Annotated in this window: 12 protein-coding genes; 7 read left to right on the forward strand and 5 right to left on the reverse strand. The window is 39.5% G+C overall.

Annotation, left to right across the window (positions count from 1 at the left end; genetic code table 11):
- Positions 1 to 11 precede the first annotated feature (11 nt).
- The 5 genes from PZ892_RS04045 to PZ892_RS04065 all read right to left on the reverse strand — a co-directional run bounded on the left by PZ892_RS04045 (position 12) and on the right by PZ892_RS04065 (position 10419).
- The gene (locus PZ892_RS04045) at positions 12 to 3164 is read right to left on the reverse strand and encodes a SusC/RagA family TonB-linked outer membrane protein (protein ID WP_182499307.1); all 3153 of its coding nucleotides are present in this window, start codon (positions 3162 to 3164) and stop codon (positions 12 to 14) included.
- Positions 3165 to 3407: 243 nt separating this feature from the next.
- A complete protein-coding gene (locus PZ892_RS04050) occupies positions 3408 to 4865 on the reverse strand; it encodes a RagB/SusD family nutrient uptake outer membrane protein (RefSeq protein WP_094255166.1) in 1458 nt (485 codons plus the stop codon).
- A gap of 18 nt (positions 4866 to 4883) precedes the next feature.
- Positions 4884 to 8054, reverse strand: coding sequence for a TonB-dependent receptor (locus tag PZ892_RS04055; protein ID WP_182499309.1), 3171 nt, complete (start codon positions 8052 to 8054; stop codon positions 4884 to 4886).
- 92 nt (positions 8055 to 8146) lie between these two features.
- A complete protein-coding gene (locus PZ892_RS04060) occupies positions 8147 to 9199 on the reverse strand; it encodes a dipeptide epimerase (RefSeq protein WP_182499310.1) in 1053 nt (350 codons plus the stop codon).
- A gap of 2 nt (positions 9200 to 9201) precedes the next feature.
- On the reverse strand, positions 9202 to 10419 hold the full coding sequence (locus PZ892_RS04065) for an SH3 domain-containing C40 family peptidase (protein WP_182499311.1): 1218 nt from the start codon (positions 10417 to 10419) through the stop codon (positions 9202 to 9204).
- Positions 10420 to 10588: 169 nt separating this feature from the next.
- Here PZ892_RS04065 and PZ892_RS04070 point away from each other — a divergent pair, with 169 nt between their 5' ends.
- The 7 genes from PZ892_RS04070 (at position 10589) to PZ892_RS04100 (ending at position 21339) form a co-directional block, all read left to right on the forward strand.
- Positions 10589 to 11623, forward strand: a complete 1035-nt coding sequence (locus PZ892_RS04070; RefSeq protein ID WP_182499312.1) for a N(4)-(beta-N-acetylglucosaminyl)-L-asparaginase — start codon at positions 10589 to 10591, stop codon at positions 11621 to 11623.
- Positions 11624 to 11955: 332 nt separating this feature from the next.
- Complete coding sequence (locus PZ892_RS04075; RefSeq protein WP_182499313.1) at positions 11956 to 13518, forward strand: DNA/RNA non-specific endonuclease; 1563 nt, start codon at positions 11956 to 11958, stop codon at positions 13516 to 13518.
- A gap of 31 nt (positions 13519 to 13549) precedes the next feature.
- Entirely contained in the window at positions 13550 to 14956 is a 1407-nt protein-coding gene (locus PZ892_RS04080; protein ID WP_182499314.1) for a fimbrillin family protein, read from the forward strand.
- 73 nt (positions 14957 to 15029) lie between these two features.
- Entirely contained in the window at positions 15030 to 17777 is a 2748-nt protein-coding gene (locus PZ892_RS04085) for a carboxypeptidase-like regulatory domain-containing protein (protein ID WP_182499315.1), read from the forward strand.
- A 12-nt stretch (positions 17778 to 17789) separates the two neighbouring features.
- Complete coding sequence (locus PZ892_RS04090; protein WP_220476804.1) at positions 17790 to 19148, forward strand: DUF5689 domain-containing protein; 1359 nt, start codon at positions 17790 to 17792, stop codon at positions 19146 to 19148.
- The gene (locus PZ892_RS04095) at positions 19141 to 20184 is read left to right on the forward strand and encodes an endonuclease/exonuclease/phosphatase family protein (RefSeq protein ID WP_277712122.1); all 1044 of its coding nucleotides are present in this window, start codon (positions 19141 to 19143) and stop codon (positions 20182 to 20184) included. Before PZ892_RS04090 ends, PZ892_RS04095 begins: the two co-directional genes overlap by 8 nt.
- Positions 20185 to 20190: 6 nt before the next feature.
- Positions 20191 to 21339, forward strand: a complete 1149-nt coding sequence (locus PZ892_RS04100) for a clostripain-related cysteine peptidase (RefSeq protein ID WP_277712123.1) — start codon at positions 20191 to 20193, stop codon at positions 21337 to 21339.
- The last annotated feature ends 54 nt before the right edge of the window (positions 21340 to 21393 follow it).

The raw sequence follows: 21393 nt of genomic DNA on the forward strand, positions 1-21393 counted from the left end.
GATTTTAAGTATTAAAAGCCAACATTTAAGCTGAATAAGAAACTACGAACTGCAGGATAAGTCATCCCAGCAAAACCTTCGATATTTGATCCACTTGCTGTTGTTGAGTTTTCAGGGTCATAACCTGAATATTTAGTCCACAGTGCAAGGTTATTTCCAATAACAGAAATCCGAGCATTCTTAATAACTTTATTATCTAACCATTGTTGAGGGAGGCTATAGCCGATTGAAACGGAGCGTAGTCTCAACCAAGAGGCATCTTCTACGAAAAACTGAGAGTTTCCACGGAAGTTATCCCTGTAATAACCATTTCCATAATCAACGCCATTTTTAGGATCTTTACCTTGTCCTAACCATACTTCTTTTGTATTCTTGCTTCCATCAGCTAGTACCCCGTCAAATACTTTATAATCATTACGGTCTTCCGTATAATCGGCTTCACCGAATGCGGCCATAAAGTTTCCTAATTGATTATATCGGGATTGACCTACGCGAGCATCCACCAAGATATTTAAGGAAAGGTTTTTATAGTTGAAGGTATTATTCCAACCACCCACCCAGCTAGGCTGCACATTTCCTAATTTTTTAGGTACTGATGTAGATTCTAATACTGGGAAACCATTAGCACCGATCAATAAAGGACGGCTTTCGTCATACTCACGAGTTTTGTCCAATCCTTGAGCGATCTCATCAGCTGTGTAATAACGTTTGTAAGTTCTACCGTAAAGTGTACCATAAGATTCACCTGGACGAATACGCATGGAAACTGTAGAGTTCAAATAACCATATTCCGATGAAACAACGATTTCATCATCTAGGTCTTCGCGAATTTCAAGAATTTTATTTCTATTGATGGAGAAATTGATATTTGAGTTCCATGTAAAATTGTCTTTTTTAACAGGTACCGTATTCAGGGTTAATTCCAAACCACGGTTTCGGATACTTCCAGCATTTATTGATGCCGTTACAAAACCGGTTGCCGAGGTCACAGGTACTTGAATGATTTGATCCCTACTGATAGAATTATACAAAGTAAAATCCAATCCTAGTCTACTTTGAAAGAATTTCAATTCAAATCCAGCTTCATAAGTGTCTGTGAATTCAGGTTTTAACTCAACATTTCCTAGGAGTGCAGGTCTAGTAAAACCAATATATCCTGTAGGCAGGTTGCTATAAGGTCCAAAACCTGAACTTGTAGAATATGGAGGAGCATCCTTACCAATTTGAGCATAGGAGAACCTCAGCTTTCCAAAGTTAATGACTTCCGGAAGAGTGATATGGTCGGAAATTACATAACTAACGGTTGCAGAAGGGTAATTGAAAGATCTGTTTTTAGGTGCTAAAGAAGAAGTTATATCTTGTCTAGAGGTTAGTGTTAAAAATAGAAAATCTTTATAAGTCATTTCTAATTCAGCAAAAAATCCCATCAACCTATATTTTTCAATATATGAGTCGGCCTTAATGATGTTAGCATTTCCTAAGTCGAACCAATTATAGACTGTTAAGTCACCACCTTGTGTAGATGTTCTCTTGATATATCGATCATAAATATCTTGACCAAGTCTCAATTTTGCATTGAAATCTTCATTGAAATCATGTTTGAAGGTTGCAATAAAGGTGCTGTTAATAGCTCTGAAATTATTGCTATAGACATTATAGAATCCACGTCCATCAGCCCCTTCAACACCATTATCATAGACCAGTCTTTCATCGGCAAGACCTTGGTAGCCGATGGCTGTTCCTTCGCGATTATCGCGATAGGCGTCAATCCCTGCTCTATACATTAGGTCTAACCATTTCGCTGGGGAAAAGGTGAAATCGACTCCACCAATAACCCGTAAAACATCATCTTTCAATCTATTGGTATTCGCGACATAAATTGGATTGTCGGTATCACCATAAGATTTCATGGTTCCATTTTCCATCAAGTAATCCCTGATATTGTATCTTGGAGTCCAATAGATTAATTGTTCCGCATATCGGTTTGCATTTCCACGATAGCCACCTGAATTAGATACAGCTAGGGAAGACCCACCTTTAAATTTTTCACTAATAATAAAATTGGTATTCAATCGAGCCTGGTAAGTCTTGAAATCGGTGGACGGCATTACCCCATTGTGTTTCATTTGAGAAAGGGAGGTTAAGAAAGTAAATTTCTCGGATCCACCCGAAATATTTAGGGAGTTACGGAATTGATTTCCGGTATCAAATGCTTCTTCAAAAGGTTTATATAATGTACTTGGATGGGTAGGGTCTACTTTCATGGCTTCTTCTACTGTAGGTCCCCATGCAGGCCAGAAATCATCTTTATTATATACCCCTTTCCAACCTTGGGTATAGGTATCTTGCATTTTAGGGAATTTATTGACATTTTCAAAGCCAACAGTTCCTTGGTAATCAATTTTGAGGGTTCCAGCTTTACCGCTTTTTGTAGTAATGATTACCACCCCATTTGCTCCTCTCAAGCCATATAGGGCGGTTGCTGCACCACCTTTTAGGATATTGATGGTTTCAATGTCGTCGGGATTAATATCAACCGAACGGTTACTCATACCGCGAACTTCAGCGCCACCTTGAACCGAAGTAGAGTTATCCATTAGGATACCATCTATTACGAAAAGAGGGTTGTTGTCTCGGGTTGGGTCGATGGAGTTGATCCCGCGGATTTGGATATTTGCACCTTGTCCTGGAGCACCCCCCGTAGAACTAATGGTAGCACCTGCAATTTTACCCTGTAAGGCGTTTACCAGGTTCGGTTGTTTGTTGCTGTTCAAAGTTTCATTTGTAACACCTTGAGCGGCATATCCTAGAGATTTTTCACTTCTTTGAATCCCGAGTGCGGTGACTACGACTTCATCGATTTCACTATCTACATGTTGTAGTTGTACAGACAGGTTTGTCTTTCCATTGATAGGTACTTCAATGCTGCTGTATCCTACTGCACGAATCGTTAAAATCCCATTACTTGGGGCATTCAAAGAAAACAATCCGTTCTCATTGCTGGCGGTTCCTTGTTGCGTGCCTTTAATAAAGATAGAAGCCCCTACAATTGGTTCTCCTTCGGCATTGGTCACCTTTCCAGCTATGGACAATTGTTGTGCGGAGAGCATCTGTATGGAACACAAGGATGCTACCGCAATTGATAAGCAAGTTGGTAGATTCATTTTTAGAGTTATTGGTTATTTAGATAAACGAATATAACGGATTCATGTTAAAAACAATGAATAAATTGCAAAAATATGCAAGATGCATTGTTGTATTCATTACCTAATGGGGTTATTTTTGCGAATACTATTATAATCTTTGCGTGTTTGTGAAGTTTTTCAGAAAAGGCGGAACTGATATGAGGATCAAAAAAAAGGACGATCACATGTGATCGTCCTTGTCATTTCTAGAATATTGTAATATTAATACCCTGGGTTTTGTTGTGCTTCTAATCCTGGGTTAGCATTGATTTCTACCTGTGGAATAGGTAACAATGTTTTATAGAATTTCCTTGTAATGGTTTTCTCACGGTGGGTCATTGCGACACCAACATGTTCATCATTAAAGGTAATTGTTTTATTCAGGCGGATCATATCCCAGAAGCGATGACCTTCGCCATATAATTCTTTACTTTTTTCGTCCAGGATCATCTGTTCAGTAATAGTTGCTGCGGTTGCTGCTGCCAGGTCAGGAGATCTTTTACGGATTTGATTTAGATATTCAGCTGCTTTTGCAGGATCAGCTGCTTTTTTCTTTAATGCTGCTTCCGCTGCAGTTAAGTACATTTCCGAAAGACGAATCACCTTAATGTTAACAGCAGTATAAGGTGTTTTACCATCACCTGGTTTTTTAGCTGCAGTACCACCTACATACTTATAACAAGCTGCAACGCGGTCTAATTCATCTTTGGTGAATATTCCCCAACGAACATCATTAGGGTCTTGAGCCAAACGATTGACGAAGTAATCAGATGCTGTGAAATTTCCAATAGCGTTTTCATCCTTGTTTCTTAAATAATAGAACCCAAGAGAGGATGAACCTAAATCGCCTTGGTCTTTCATTTTAATGATTTCAAAGATGGACTCAGAACCTTTTTCTTTAGACCAAGAAGCTACCCAATTTTCATTGGAATAAAGGGAATAAGCTTTACTGGCGATGACTTCATCTGCGGCTTCCAAAGCTTTGTCATAATCCCCCATAGTCAAATACACTCGGGAAAGAATTGCTTTTGCAGCGTAGTAATTAATGTAGCCATGATTAATATTTTTAGGCAAGATTGCCGTTGCTGCGTTTAAATCAGCAAGGATTTGCTTATAGACATCGGCTACTTTTTCGCGTGAAGGTTTTGCTGTATCCTCTAATAAAGCTGTTGTAATTGGAACTCCCAATGCATTAGGATCATCCGTATAGGTTTTGCCATAAATTCTCACCAGATCAAAGTACATCATTGCGCGAAGGGTCAATGCTTGTCCTTTTTCATTGTCAAACTTAAGGGTGGAACCGGCAGCTTGCAGTGCTTCGATGTTACTGATAATATTATTGGCTTGCAGGATGGCATTAAATCCATCGGTCCAAAATCCGGAGTAGCTATTATTGTCTTTGTTATGATTAAAAACATAAAAGGCATCTAAACCACGACCTTGGGAAACGATTGTTAAATCGCCACCTTTTGCATCTGCGTATAATAGTATATTACGACCATAAAGAGAACCGGCGCCTAATTTGCTGGTTAAGCCATTGATCATGACTTGGGCATCTTCTACAGTCTTGATCGTAGCCGAGGCTTCGATCGAGTTGGTTGGATCAACATCCAAAAATCCTTTACAAGAAAATAATGATAAACTTGCTAAGGCTATGATATATAAAGATTTCTTTTTCATGTGGATAATAATTGAAGGTTATAAACTGATTTCTAAACCAAAGGTATAGGTCTTACCATAAGGTGTTTCCCAACCTCTCGTTCCATATTGGTTAACCTCAGGGTCTGCCCATTTGAATTTAGAAGACGTTAATAAATTTGTTCCATTGAAGAAGATTCTAGTGCTGCTCAATCCGATTTTATTGGTTATTGAACTTGGCAATCTATAAGCTAGGTTTACATTTTTCAAGCGGATAAAAGAGGCGTCGTATAGGTGACGGGTTGAATATGCAATACCATCCTCAGGGTCATTTCCACTAATCTTAGGATACAAGGCATCGGTATTATCAGGAGTCCAAGCATTCTCATAAGCATAGTAAGAACGGATTCTTTCCCAGTAATAACCGTCTTCAGCGACATCCCTTGAAGCGTGGTCAAATAATTTGCCACCAATCTTATAATTAAAGTTAAGGGATAGGCTAAATCCTTTGTATTCTAAATCTGTATTGATACCACCAAAAGCTTTAGGAATTGGGGTTCCAAAAGGAACATAATCAGCATCTGCTACTTTATTAGTTGCTCCACGACCGTTGTGTAAGAATTCACCTTCAGTTCCGTCGTTGGTATACCAAATAGGTTTACCATTGGTCTTGTCTACTCCAGCCCATTCTTTAAGGTAGAAGGTATAAACGTCTCCACCTTCACGGTAAATAAAGTCAACACGGCCATCGCCACCAGTAGGGTCACTCCAGATAACATCTTGACCTTCATTTAAAGCAATGACTTTAGACTTGATTAAAGACGTGTTTACACCAGCAGACCATCTTAAGTTTTCATTGCGGATGATATCACCAGCAATGGAAATCTCCACACCTTTATTATTAACAGTACCTATATTCTTCAGGATGTTAGAGAATCCAGTGACATTTGAAATGTTCACATCCTGTAATAGTTGTTTTGAATCTCTGGAGAAATACTCCACAGAACCATTGATTCTATTATTGAATAAGGCAAATTCAGTTCCTACGTTGAAGGAATAGCTTTTTTCCCATTTCAGGTTTTGATCTGCAATGGTAGTAATGGCACCACCAGGTTTACCATTGTAATTGAATCCAAAAGTTGCTAAGCTCATATAACCGAAATTTTCGGTTGGTAGAGTACCATTGGTACCATATGAAGCTTTTAACTTAATCTGGTCGATTTGTTGTATATCAGCAAAGAAAGATTCTTTTTTCAAGTTCCAAGCACCTGAGATCGACCAAAAGTCACCCCATCGCGAGTCTGGACTTAATTTAGAAGAAGCATCAAAACGGTAAGATGCAGAAGCAAAAAATCTTTCCTGGAAATTATATTGTGCCCTTGAGAAAATAGACATCATATTATGTCCCCAAGAATAAGCGTTTGCATCTTTTATCCCTGCCGTTGCTACCGTATGTAGGGAGCTGTTCGGAAGGTTTGATCCACTCGCATATTGATAGTCCACCTTATTTTTTTCAGCTTCGAAACCACCTAATAAATCGATGTTATGGTCATCAAAACTTTTGTTATAAGTTAAGGTCGTTGAAGAAACCATTTTCATATAATTGGTGCTGTATTCAAACACAGAACCATTCGCAGTTGCTCCGTAAGTGGTATGGAAGTGTTTGCCACTATAATATAAATGGTCTTTTACTTCAGAATTATCATAAGAGAATACGGTTTTTCCAACCAAACCAGGCGCGAGATTTACGGTTAAGGATGGAGAAACAATCATTCTAAGGGTCTTAGAATTGTTTTCCCATTGTTTATCGTAATATAGCGGGTTGTATCCCAATGATCCAAAACGTAAGGAATATTCATCTCCTGTTTTATAATCCGTAGGCCAGTATAAAGGGAAGAGCAAGTTATTGGCAAGGTACATATAGTTAGTACCATTGTTTCTTGTATCGTTATATCCTTGTTTATCGTTATGGCTTAAATTAAAATTGGTCGCAAATTCTACTTTTTCAGAAAGTTTTTGCGATAGATTTAATCTACCTGCAATTCTTTCATATTCGTTGGTATAAGCACGGCCTTTATCAGTGGTATATGATAAAGAAGAATAGTATCGGGTTTTATCATTTGCTCCACTCACTGCCAGGTCATTGGTTTGGAATTTACCGGTACGGAATAAAGCGTCATTCCAATCGAAATATTTTCCATCTCTATTTTCTACACCGTCTGTTTTACCAGTGATATTAACTTTATCAAAAAGACCGGTTCCATTGGTTTTAAATTCATATCCATGTTTTCCAAATCTATTATTGATGCTGTTTAGGGCATAAGTATTTGCTTGTTCATCGGTATATCCATTTGATGTTCTGTAATCATGGAAGATTTCATACATGTATTGGATTTGATCTTGAACATCTGCAGGTTTATAGTTATCAGTAGCCCAAGTTGGGGTCAATCCAAGGGAGGTTCTAAAATCAATTTTTGGTTTTCCTGATTTTCCTGATTTGGTGGTAATCATTACTACCCCATTTGCTGCTCTTGAACCATATAGTGAGGCTGCGGCAGCATCCTTTAGGACGTTGATGGATTCAATGTCATTAGGATTTATGGTAGACATGATATTATTGGTTGTTCCAGCGAGTTTTCCTTCCATTTGTCCGACATTTCCAGAGGTTACTGGAACACCATCGACCACATATAAAGGTTCGTTGGAGGCGTTCATAGAACCAATACCACGAACTCGGATAGTAGAGGTTGCGCCTGCCTGTCCTGATGTCGTATTAATTTGAACACCTGGAAGTCTACCATTCAAGGCTTGTTCGAAGGAAGTAACAGGAACGTCCTTTGCTTTTTCAGCGTAATTGATATTGGCAGTGGATCCCGTGAAGGAGCTTTTCTTGACTGTTCCATAGGCAATGACCATAACCTCATCAATAGCTTGATCATCTTGGTCAAGCGTAATGTTGATTGTTTTTCTTCCGTTCAGAGGGATTTCCAGGGTTTTATATCCGATATAAGATACAGTTAGGGTGGCATTGTGATCTGCATTTAAAGAAAACAAGCCATTTTCATTGCTGCTGGTGCTGAGTGAAGTTCCTTTTACTGATATTGTCACTCCAACGAGTGGAGTTCCATCAGAAGCAGAAACTTTACCAGCCACAGCAATTTGTTGTGCATTTACGACTTGCATGGATGTACAAGCCATTACACACAAAGTTGTGAGTAAATGATGTTTCATAATTTTGGTAATTTGTTATTATAGGTAAACTATTGAAATATAGGTATTTGTGTCTGTTTTGTTTGTTTGTAGATTATGTGGTAATCAGTAAGTTAAATTTTTTGGATTCCAATTCCTGGACGGTTAGGCAGATGGCATAAGCCATCATTCACGGTCATTCCGTGATAGATATCGTTTCCTATTAATAGAGCGCCGTCTAAGTCCGCCCAATCCACTAAAGGAGCTAATTGAGCTGCCGCCGTAATGGCACAGGATGTTTCAGTCATGCAGCCTAACATAACTTTCATTTCTAAGGCGCGAGCCAACTCAGCCATTTTTTTAGCTTCTCGCATTCCTGTACATTTCATCAATTTGATATTGATTCCAGAGTACACCCCTTTCAGGGCCGGAACATCCCCTAGGCGTTGGCATCCTTCATCAGCGATGGTAGGAATTGGTGAATTTTCAGTCAACCATGCATTTTCATCAATCATCTCCTTAGGCATGGGCTGTTCCAAGAACACAACATTTCTTTCCTTGAGCCAATTAGCCATTTCGAGGGCTTCCTCTTTATTTTTCCAACCTTGGTTGACATCAGCACAAAGTGGGACATCAGTTACTGAACGGATGGTATCAATGATCATTTTATCCGTATCGAGGCCAAGCTTGACTTTCAAGATTTTGAATTGTTGAGCTTCTGCCACTTTTTTACGGATCATATCTTCCGTATCAATACCAATAGTATAGGAAGTCGGAGGGATAAGGTCTGGGTTCAAGCCCCAGATTTTATAAAAGGGTTGCCCCATTAATTTACCAAGTACATCATGCAAGGCGATATCTACGGCTGCTTTTGCAGCGGTATTTTTGCTGTCGACCTGATCGATATAGTGTAAGATTTCTTCCGTTTGGAATGGGGAATCAAAATCAGAAAGATCCACTTTACTGAGGAAATTCATGACCGACTCTTGGGATTCACCAAGATAAGGAGGCATACTAGCTTCACCATAACCAATTATTCCGTCGTATTCCAATTCTGTAAGAACTACAGGAGTTGTGGATCGGCTAAAAGAAGCGACGGTGAATACATGGCGTAATTCCAAGGTATATGGTTTAAAGCGAAGGGTAAATTTCCCCATTTTTTTGCTATGCCAATCGTTGCTGTTCATGGTTATTTTTGGTTGTAATAAGGGTTTTCTTGAATTTTTTGAACTTGTTGGTCTTGAACACCGATGTATCTTTTAGCGGCTACGACTGTTCTCGTTTGGAAGTCGTCATAGTTAGTGGCATCCTTAAGCATAGAATTGATGCGTACGGTTCCAGCAGAGTGAATAAATTCACCATTGCCAATGTAAAGCGCAACGTGTGTTACCCTGGCATTCGGGTTACTATTTTTGCCAGAAGCAAAGAATAGTAAGTCTGCAGGTTTAAGATTTTTAAGTGCTTTTGTTGGGTCAAAATGACCGTCTTTATCGAGGATATCAATGGTTTGTCCGGCCAACACTTGTTGGGAGGCATCCCGAGGGATGATATAGCCATTCATATAATACGCTGTTTTGGTGAAGCCACTACAATCGACACCTTTAACCGAAGTTCCGCCCCATAAATATGGTAGTCCCATCATTGTTTTTGCGCTACTGATAACATTTTCAGGCGTAAGATTGCGAGAGCTAATCCATTTTTCGAAAGTCAAGGCTTCATCTTTAGGGATATATGCTATCCTTTGATCAGGATAGGAGACTTTGTAAAACTTTCCTTCCTCTGCCAGCAGTCCCAGGATATTTCCATAAACGAGGTCAGAGACACGGATGCTTTTAGAATCAGCTTTAGAAAGTGATTTTCCAAATTCAGCAGTATAGATTACTTTGGGAAGCTTTCTCCAGTTTTGCAATTCTGTTTCATTCATTGCAGCAACAGAAGAAGCAGGAACATAAGAGATATAACCTTCTGGAGTTCTAGCACGATATTCGCCATCGACTTTTTGTAATAAGTCCACTTCTGTACCAAGGATAGCTTGTGTTGCCATTTCAGAGGCATTTCCAGGTTTTGTCCTAAAGTTAGCTACAGAAAGATTCACAACCCCATGTTGTTTTTCGCCGACTGTAGCGTCTGGTAAAGGGTTGATTTGAATATGTGCGGGGATATTTGCTGTTTGAGTTTTGATAAATTGACTGGCTTCAGGGACTGAAGATTCAATTACATAGTTATTATTAATAGCATTGGCAGCAGTGATCGCCACAATTTTAGTTCTTTTATCAGGTGCAAATTGTTTTTTTGCATCTTGAACAATAAGGTCTACTTTTTTGTAAATTGTAGAGTCTGTTTGTGCATAAGAAAGGTTGTTCAAACAGATAAATGTGCAGAATAGCGAAGCAATACGTATCATCATTCTAGTCTTAAATATTAGTTATTTGGGTAAAACCGCATAAATATGCGAAATATTGGGCGGATTGAAGCATCTTTTTACGTTTTTTCCTGATAATTTAAAGGAGATAACGCATATTTTACACATAAATTGAGTTTGTACATTGTAAATTGTATTCCTAATATTGTAATATATGCATTCACGAAGAAAATTTATCAAACAAGGTATATTGGGGGCAGCTAGTCTTGGTACGGTTGCTTCGGCGATTTCCTGTCAGGAGGCGGGGAAAGAGAAGAAAACTGTTCGGAAGCCGATAGTAATTTCGACTTGGGATTTTGGTGTTGCGGCGAATCAGGCTGCATGGGAGATCTTGAAAAAGAATGGTCGGGCATTAGATGCCGTTGAGGCTGGTGTTAAGGTTCCGGAAGCGGACTTAAAGAATGTTACGGTTGGTAAGGGAGGCTATCCCGATCGGGATGGTCATGTCACCTTGGATGCATGTATTATGGATGAGTTGGGGAATTGTGGTTCGGTTGCAGCGATGGAGGATATTGCACATCCGATTTCTGTTGCGAGATTGGTGATGGAAAAAACGCCGCATGTGATGTTGATGGGAGCAGGGGCTAGGCAATTTGCATTAGAAAACGGCTTTCAGGCGGAGAATTTATTGACTCCAAGTTCAGAAGAGGCCTGGAAAGAATGGTTGAAGGAGAAGAACTACAAACCTGTAATGAATATTGAGAATAAATCCTTTGCGACGGAGAAACTTCCGGGGAATAAATACAATCACGATACCATTGGGATGTTGGCAATTGATGCGGATGGGAATCTTTCAGGAGCCTGTACGACGAGTGGTATGGCCTTTAAGATGCATGGCCGGGTTGGTGATAGCCCAATTATTGGTGCAGGCTTGTATGTGGATAATGAGGTTGGGGGAGCCACATCGACAGGCGTTGGGGAAGAGGTTATTCGAAATGTAGGTAGTTTCTTGGTAGTAGAGTTGATGCGTCAGGGATATTCACCGGAGGATGCCTGTAAGGAGGCTGTCATGCGGATTGTGAAGAAGAAGCCTGATATTGCCAAGGATATCCAAGTCGGGTTTTTGGCTTTGAATAAAAATGGTGAATATGGATCCTATGCGTTGCAGGATGGGTTTACATTTGCGATTTGTGATTCAGAAAAGCAAGATTTAATAGAGAAAGGTAAGTTTCATTACCAACCAAAATAGAAAATTTAGATTTATTAATTAAAGAAGGCAAAAACAGAAATCTGTTTTTGCCTTTTTATATTGTGTCTACTGTCCTGTGCTGTAAATATTGTAAATTTTTCTGGGGTTATCATTATTTATCCGGCATTTTTTTATTGTTTAACAATATCTTAAAACTACTTCGTTTTAATAACAAATTCTTAATGTCTTTTTAATTAATTTTTATCACGTCAAACCTAAATTTGTTTAAACAAACAAAGTAATTATGGGATTTACAGAATTATGGGATTTATTTTGTGTGTTTTACTAATTATTACGATAACAATAAATTTAATTATAGAAATATTAAAATAATGATTAAAAAATTATTATTTATTCTTACTGCTGCGGTTGTGTTATTTGGTTCATGTAGGAAGGATTTCATTATTGACCAGCAGCAACAATCGAGGGTAGTTTTATTTTCGAGTAAGATTTCGGGTCAGGTTCAGACGAGGGTTTCGGGGAGTTCATGGGATAATGGTGATTCGATTTCAATTTTTATGTATGAGGGCAATACGCTTCATTTAGGTTCAATTTTCAAGGGCGGATTTAACCGTCATTTCATCAGCAATTCATCGGGAAATTTTTCACCAAGGACAGGTTCAGATTCCATCGTATTTCCGGTGGGGAAGGCGGCAAATTTTGTGGGTTTTTATCCTTATCAGGAAACGGATCAATTAGTGATGAAGCTGGATATATCCTCTCAGGAGAATCTTGCTGGGATAGACTATTTATATGGCAGGAATAGCAAGGCTACGAATTTGACTAGTGGTCCGGTACCGCTAGTATTTGAGCGGATCATGTCGAAGATACAGGTTCGGATTCCGAGTCAGGGGGAAGGTGTCACGGCGAAACTGCATGGATTGTCCACTTCGGGGAGTTTTGATTTGGGTAAGGGTGAATTATCGGTTTCAGGTGGCAGTAAGGAAGTTTTCGGGAAAGTGGTTCAATCGGGTTCCGAGGCGGTTATTGAGTGGGTTATATTTCCGGGGCGATTACAGGAGCAATCCAAAATTGTGTTTCAGAATCAACAGGGGGAGACTTTTACATGGGAGATAGGGAAGCAGGCTGTTTCCTTTGAGCGCGGGAATCGCTATCAGTATACCATTAATTTATCAGGTTCTGGGGTTATAAATCCACAACCGAATGTTTCCTACATGGAGATACCGGTGATTTCAAATGCTGGAAAATTGGAATACAAGTTCAAGATGACACCAGATGGTTCCAAGCGTAATTTTTCGATGCTTTATGATACGGAGAACCGCCTAGCTTATTGGGTTGCATATCCCTTAAGTCGGAGTTATTTGGGGGGGCAGAGTCGGACGGATGATTGGGATTACGATCCAGATTTTTCATATGGTTTTCAACCCTACTTAAAAAAAGGGTTTGGCATTACGGGAATAGATCGTGGGCATCAGCTTCCGAGTGCTGATCGCACGAAGAATTATGCGGAGAATGCAACTACATTTTACTATACGAATATGACTGCGCAGGAGGCTACTTTGAATCAAGGGGTTTGGGCGAAGTTAGAGGGGAAAGTTCGGGAATGGGCAACTAGCAGTGGGGTTGACACCATGTATGTGGTCACTGGTGCGCTGATAAAAACAAAAACCGATAGTCGGATTGAATATGTACAGGACAACAATCAAAAGCAGGTTGCGAAGCCTAAATCCTACTTCAAAGCATTAGCGGTAAAAAGAGGGACGGAGTACTATACGATAGGGTACTACATGAAAAATGAGGTTACTCAGACGAACGCATTAATCAGTAGTTATCGGATGACGGTCAGTGACTTAGAGAAGGAGACGGGATATACATTTTTCCCTGGTCTTGCTGAGGAAAAGAAAAAGACGATCAATAATGCGATCTGGAATTAAGACTTACTAAATATCAATTTAATAAATTTCAATGAAAACAAATCAATTATTAGGTGCTGCATTGGCGTTTATCGCCTTAGTTTCTTCTTGTAAGAAGGATGATTACAGGAAATTAGAAAAAGGCAATCCTTCGGAGGTACAGTTTACTTCGAAGATTGTGGGCAACCAGCTGACCAAAGCGTCAGGTACAAGTTGGGATGCGAATGATGAAATCGGTGTTTACATGAAGCAAGGTGTTGGATTAAACAATGCTTTAGCGTCGAACAAAAAGTATGTAACCCAAGGAAACGGAAACTTTACGGCTTCAGGTTCTGACCTTATCAATTATCCAGAGACGGGTGCTGTTGATTTTATTGCTTACTACCCTTATTCGGCTTCTTTAGAAGGTACTTCATTGGGTATTAATGTATCAAATCAAAGTAGCCAGGCGGCGATCGATGTGATGTATTCTGACAATGCGAAGAATTTGGACAAGAACTCGGGTTCTCCGAAATTGGAGTTTGTTCACAAGTTATCGAAGATTGAATTATTGGTAAAAGCGGGAACAGGTGTTTCTAGTTTATCAGGCTTAGCAGTTTCTTACCAAGCTATTCCAACGGTTTCAAGTTTGGATTTAGGAACAGGAGCGATCAGTGCAGGAACAAGTCCAGCGAATGTATCGGCTAAAGTTGCGGCTCAGAATACAGATCAGCTTGTTGAAGCGATTTTAATTCCAGGCGAATATGGTGCTAAGGAAGTGATTTTCAGTATTGGTGCGGATACTTACAAATGGGCATTACCTGGGGATTCAAAATATGAATCAGGTAAGAAATATTCATACAATATTACGCTTCAAGTAGGTGGTGCAGTAAAGGTTGAAGGAACAGCAACCATTACAGATTGGACATCAGTTGCAGGTGGATCTTATACGATTGAAAAAGACAAAGGAACAGTTACACCTCCAGTTACGGAAGGAAAAGAAGAAACTGTTTATGAGGAGACTTTTGGAGATCCAACAGAAGATGTGTCAAGAGTAAGAATTGCTGATTATAAGTATTTCTTAAACAAGACTGTACAATATTCTGATTTGTATACAGATTCATATGTTGATATCCGCAAGACATCAACTATTGGTATGCACGTTTGGATGCCGGCGAACAGAACTACAGGTATCAAGATTGAAAATGTAAATGCTACGGGCTATTCAAATCTTAAATTAAGCTACAGTTTAGCGGCAAATGGCAGCGAGCAACCAATCGGTGTGGTTAAGGTTAAGGTAAATGGTCAGGAGATGACTACTACGCCAAACGGAAATTTAGGAGCGCAGCATGAATTCACGACTATTCAAGTTAATTCAGCTGTTCCAACAGGCAATTTGACGATTGAATTTTCGGCAGATGCTTCGGTAAACAAAGCGGGATATCGTTTAGATAACATCAAGTTATTAGGTACAAAATAATTAATCAAATTCATCAAGGATGGGGTTTGAAGCCTCATCCTTGTACTTTACATTCTTTCGATTGAGATAGGATATGCAAAAGATATTAGCAATTATCTTTTTGTTCATTTTTAGTTTAAGTGCTGGATTTGGTCAAGAAGCTGTTCAGCTTAGGGGCAAGGTGGTTCATAGTCGGACGAAAGTTCCGTTGGTTGGAATTACAATTAACCTGGAGCGGAACAAAATGAGCAGTAGTAGTAATGAGGAGGGGGATTTTGTTTTTGTGAATCTAAGGCCAGGGATGGAGCGATTGATTATTCAGGCGGCAGGGTTCAGGAATTTTGAAATGGAATTCGAATTAAAGGATTCCGAGACTATATTGGAGGACATTGCATTAGATGTTGAGAATCAGATTGATGTACAGACGGTTATGGGGGTCATTGATGACGATGTGATTTCTTCGGAGGGGGACATGAGTTCACAAGATATTCAGGCATCTGTTATTCTTTCCAATGATATTTATTTGAATAAGGTAGGGTTTAAATTATCGCCGTATCGATTTCGTGTTCGGGGCTATGATCCCTTTTATGAGCAGACGTATATCAATGGTGTTTTGGCCAATGATCAATATCGTCGTGTTTTCAATTATGCTTCCATTGGGGCATTAAATGACTTGACCCGGAATGGGGATGTGGTCAATTACAATCAAACAGGAACATTCAGTTTCGGAACCATTGGAGGTTCTGAAAATATCAATATGCGGGCAAGTTCATTTGCCAAAGGGGGGAAGGTTACTTTGTCCTATACCAACAGAAATTATTATGCGCGTTCGATGTTCAGTTATTCGACTGGGCTAAACGACAAGGGTTGGGCATTTACGGGAGCTATTGGCGGTCGGTATTCCGATAAGGGATATATTCCGGGAACCTCGTATCAGAATTTATCCTATGCTTTTTCGATGGAGAAGCAATGGGCAAATGGGGCACATTCCTTATCCTTACTCACTTATGGTTCTCCGGTTGTCCGTGGGCAGCAGGGGTCTTCCTTTCAGGAGGTTTATGATCTGGTGGGGGATAATTTGTACAATCCTAATTGGGGCTACCAAGATGGGAAGGTTCGAAATTCGAGGGTGGTCCATGCCTTTGATCCGAGCATGGTTATTTCGCATCGATGGAAAATAGATGAGAAGACCAGTTTAAGTTCAGGCGGAATGTTTCATTATGGTAGATATAGCAATAGCGCATTAAACTGGTATGATGCGATGGATCCAAGGCCAGATTATTACCGGTATTTGCCATCGAATTTTTCAAGGTTTACGCCTTATCTGGATGTGCGGACCATTGCGCAGTATACCGATTTGTGGAAATCCAGGGATCCCAAGGTCACCCAATTAAATTGGGATGAGATGTACCGGCAGAATATGAACGTGGAGAATTGGCGTAAAAATAATGGGGCGGCCTTGTATATGGTTGAGCGGAGGCATTCCGATTTATTAGAGGGGACGATGAGTGTTACGTTCAACAAATTGTATGATAATAATTATACGATTTTAGCTGGTGTTGAAGCGAGGAAGAGTAAATCTTATCAATATAAGACGGTAGATGATTTAATGGGTTCGAACCATGTTGTTGACTTGGATAAGTTTGCGGAGCGTGAGAATCCGGGGAATGCACAAGTCAAGCAGAATGATCTCTTATTTCCAGACCGCAAGGTTTACCGGGGGGACATTTTTGGATACGATTATGATATTGATGTTCAATCGGTGAATGCTTGGGTTTCGAATGGGTTTCAGACCCGGAATTTGGAAGTTTATTATGGTACGAAGATCAGTTATACTGATTTTCAGCGGAAGGGGAATATGCAGAATGGTCGATTTCCAGATCATTCGTATGGCTATGGTCCGAAGTATGATTTTATAGATTTTACAGTCAAGGGAGGCTTGACGTATAAGTTAGATGGCCGGAATTTTATATCTGCGAATACGGCATATATTACTGAACCACCAATTCCTGATCGTTCCTATGTGATGCCGAGGGTTACGGATCGGGTGGTGAAAGGTTTATCGAGTTCGAGGATTTTTCACAGTGATATTAATTATGTGTTTTCGATGCCACATCTTGCGGGGCGTGTTTCTGTTTTTCAGACCAACTTTTATGATCAATTGGAGCGGATGAATTATTATCATGATTCTCAGCGGACCTTTGTATTTCACAATTTGAGTGGGGTAGATAGGAAGCATCGCGGTATTGAGGCGAGTGTTACATATAGTTTAAATCAGAATTGGAATTTTGATTTTATAGGGACTTTGGCGGAGTATTATTACAGTAATAATCCGATGGGGACTTTAAATTCTGAGAATGGGTTATTGGTGAATTTGGAGGAGCAGGTCATTATGAAGAATCTCTTTGTGTCAGGCACACCACAGGCGGCGGGTATTGTAGCTGCGAGGTACTTTTATAATTATTGGTTTTTTGAGGTTAGCGGGAATATGGTTGGATGGAATTATATGTCACCGGCAGCTTTACGTCGGATGGCTTCTGTTTATACCACGGTAAATCCGTATCAGGAGGAGAGTTTTCAAGCTTATCAGAAGCTAACCCATCAGGAGCGATTGCCGAGTCGGACAACTTTTGATGCTTCTATTGGAAAGCTGGTTTATTTAAAGAACAGAAAATCGTTGAATTTCAATCTTTCGGTGATGAACCTGTTGAATGCCAGGAATGTTGGTACAGGGGGATTTGAGCAGGGTAGATTGGATTTAGAATACCCGGATAAGTTTAGTTCCCGCTATTTCTATATGCAGGGGTTGAATGTTTTTTTCAATACAAGTTATAGGTTTTAAAAATTACAGAGCATGAAAAATATGAGGTTAGTTTATTTGTTTCTATTCAGTTTGCTATTTATGGCATGTGAACGGGAATATACGCCACCTGCTTTAAATGAGCCAACCTATAAAGGGAAGTTGGCTAATATTACGATCAAGCAATTAAAAGATCGTTTCAAGGATATTAAGGATCCATTTTTTCTGGAGGAGGAATTGGTGATCAAGGGAGTTGTTTCTGCGAATGATGAATCGGGGAATATCTATAAACAGATCTATATTCAAGATGGTACGGGTGGAATCAACATTGGCGTAGAGCAGAATTCGGTTTATGCCACTTACCAGGTAGGTCAAGAGGTTTATGTGAATTTGAAGGAGCTTTATATATTAAAATATGGAGGTGAGTTGCAGGTTGGTTTAGGCACGACGAATGCGAATCGGATTTCGTGGCAGAGTTTCAAGGAGAAGGTTCAGATGCATTCATGGCCAAATCCGTCGAATGTGAAGCCACGGCAGGTGAGTTTTGATAAGTTAACAGACGATTTGGTTCATCAATTGGTAGAAGTTACGGATATCCGTTTTAGTAATGGGGGGAAGAAGACTTTTTCTGATAAAGATGCTACTAGCAATGAAGAGATAAAAGATAAATCAGGGAAGGTGTTAATTGTTCGGACGAGTAATTATTCCAATTTTTCTCAGGACTTATTACCGAGAGGAACGGGGAGTTTGGTTGGGATTTTGGGTCGGTTTAATGGGGCTTGGCAATTAATTTTACGAACGAAGAATGATGTTAAGGAATTTGATGGGGAAGATCCAGAGGAGGTGAAACCCGTTTCGGGAAGTTTTTTCAAGGAGACTTTTGGTTTAGGGACTTATCCGTCTGGCAATCGTCCTAAGATCAATGATTTCAAGGATTTTGACATGAAGTCACCGGTTCAATACCGGGATGATTCTGGGACTGCAGATATACGAAGTGTTTCTGGGGACAATGGTGCTCATATTTGGTTACCAGCGAATCGAGATGCCAGCATTGTAGTATCTGGAATCAATACGCAAGGGAAGGGAGAGGTGACATTAAATTATCAACTGACGGCAAATTTATTTGAGCCAACGGCGACTGCTGATCTAAATCAAATAGCCCTCAAGGTGAATGGGCAGCGAGTTACGGTTCCTTCGAAAGTGGTATCCAATTCGGCTGGGGATAATAACAAGTGGTTTACTATCAGTATTCCCAAGCTTCCTCAAGTCAATAATCTGACAATTGAATTTATTTCTGCGGCTTCTGAAAATAAAATTGGTTTCCGTCTAGATAATATAGAGTTGATTGGGGGCGATGGGGCTGTGGGGAAAAAGGAAATAATACTGATTAGAGAAAAGAAGAGTCATGATTAGAGAATTGATGGTCAGGTTCTCCTTTTTGGGCTTGTTATTGATTTCAGGGCTAACCCTACGGGGGCAGGCCAAGCAATATTCGGTTTATCCAATTGCATTTTATAATGTGGAGAATTTGTTTGATACTGAGCGGGATAGTACGGTTTTGGATGAGGAATTTACGCCTAAAGGTGGCATGAATTGGACCAAGGATAAGTACTGGAAGAAGCAAGAAAAAATAGCATCGGTATTAGGGAGGATAGGTCAAAAATATGGTCAGACAGGACCGGTATTGATTGGATTATCAGAGATTGAAAACAGAAAGGTATTAGAGGATCTGGTGAAGCAAAAGGATATATCGCACAGGGGTTATCAAATTGTTCATTATGATTCTCCAGACCGACGGGGAATTGATGTGGCGATGTTATATAATCCGCAATTTTTCAGATATGTAAGTTCGAGTTTAATACCATACAGGTTTCCGGGTAAGGAGGATTATGTGACGCGGGATATTTTAATGGTGAAAGGAGTTATTGCAAATGAGATGGTTCATGTTTTTGTGAACCATTGGCCATCACGTTTTGGTGGGAAGTCTTCCGAATTAAGGGAGTTTGCAGCGAGTCTTGTAAAAAATGCGGTAGACTCTATCCATCAATCAAATCCACAGGCAAAGATTATTATCATGGGTGACCTGAATGATGATCCGGTAGATATCAGTGTGAAGAATGTTTTAGGAGCAAAGGGTAAGCGGGAGGAAGTAAGAGTTGGGGAGTTGTACAATACCATGTATAAGCATTATTCCAAAGGGATTGGGTCTTTAGGTTATCAGGCTAAATGGAGTTTATTTGATCAGATTATTGTTTCAGAATCACTTTTGGGTGAGGATCGTAAGGCATTAAAACTTTGGAAGTCCGAAATTTACAACGCTGATTTTTTGATTAGCAAGGATGGACGATATAAAGGCTACCCATTACGGACTTTTTCGGGGAATTTATTTCAGAATGGGTACTCGGATCACTTTCCAGTCCTTATTTATTTGTTGAAAGAAATTGAGTAGAAAATTATGAGCAGGCATTCCAATATCCTATTATTTTATTTACTTCCGATCATTCTGTTTGTGTCTTGTACGAAAGATTCGGAAAATGAAGTTTCAGCGGAGGTATCAAGAACAGTAATGGTTTATATGTCTGCCAATAATAATTTAGCGAGTGAGGCCATTGATAACCTCAATCAGATGGAATCGGGCTTTAGCGGAGCTCATGGAAAGCTGTTGGTTTATGCCAAAATTTTTGGTCAGCGGCCAAGGATTTATGAAGTAATTCATGATACTTCTGATAAAATCATGAGTAAAGTATTGAAAGAATACCCAGAACATAATGCCTCTGATCCATCAACGATGAAAATGGTATTTGAGGATATGGAGAGTCTAGGACGCGCGAGGAGTTATGCTGCGGTTTTATGGTCCCATGCGACAAATTGGTATCCTGGAAATAAGAAAATGGCCAAGGTTAAATCCTTTGGAGAGGACAATGGTGATACTATGGATGTAAAGGATTTGAAAAAGGCTTTACCCAATAATCTATCTTATCTAGTTTTTGATGCATGTTCCATGGGATCAGTTGAGGTATTATATGAGTTGAAAGATTTGGTGCCCTATGTATTAGCTTCTCCTACGGAGGTCATCAGTGTGGGAATGCCATATGATCAGATTATTTCGCATCTTTTTGATGAAAATGTTGAGCGAGGCTTAACGAATGCTGGACAAGTATATTTTGATTTTTATAATAGTAAACAAGGCAAAATGCGTTCAGCAAGTTTTTCGTTGATAAATATGAAAGAGATGCAAAATTTAGCTGTAGTGATGGGATCTGTGATTAATAGGCAGAATGGCCCAAGACAGGTTATCAGGGCTAATGTGCAAAGGTTGGATTTAGATCCATTTGCTACACAGACTGTTCCAGCATTTGATTTGCTAGATTTTTGTGAGAAGAATTTTTCAAAAGCGGATGTGGAAAAAGTAAAAAAACAGTTGAAAGAAACGGTTTTGTTCAAAGTGTCAACGACACATTTTTTAGGAACTCCTATAGAGGTTTTTTCAGGTTTATCCTGTTATATTCCGATTGAATCCGAATTGGATTTAAATAAATATTATCAGGGTTTAGGATGGAACCAAGCTTCCTCCTATTCGAAGTTATTCCATTGGATGCACTAATTTTTCTATAATTACTATTGATTTTTTAGGAGTTCATATTTGTATATGGCTCCT

Origin of the sequence: Sphingobacterium sp. WM, assembly GCF_029542465.1 — a bacterium.
GTDB classification, from domain to species: domain Bacteria; phylum Bacteroidota; class Bacteroidia; order Sphingobacteriales; family Sphingobacteriaceae; genus Sphingobacterium; species Sphingobacterium cellulitidis.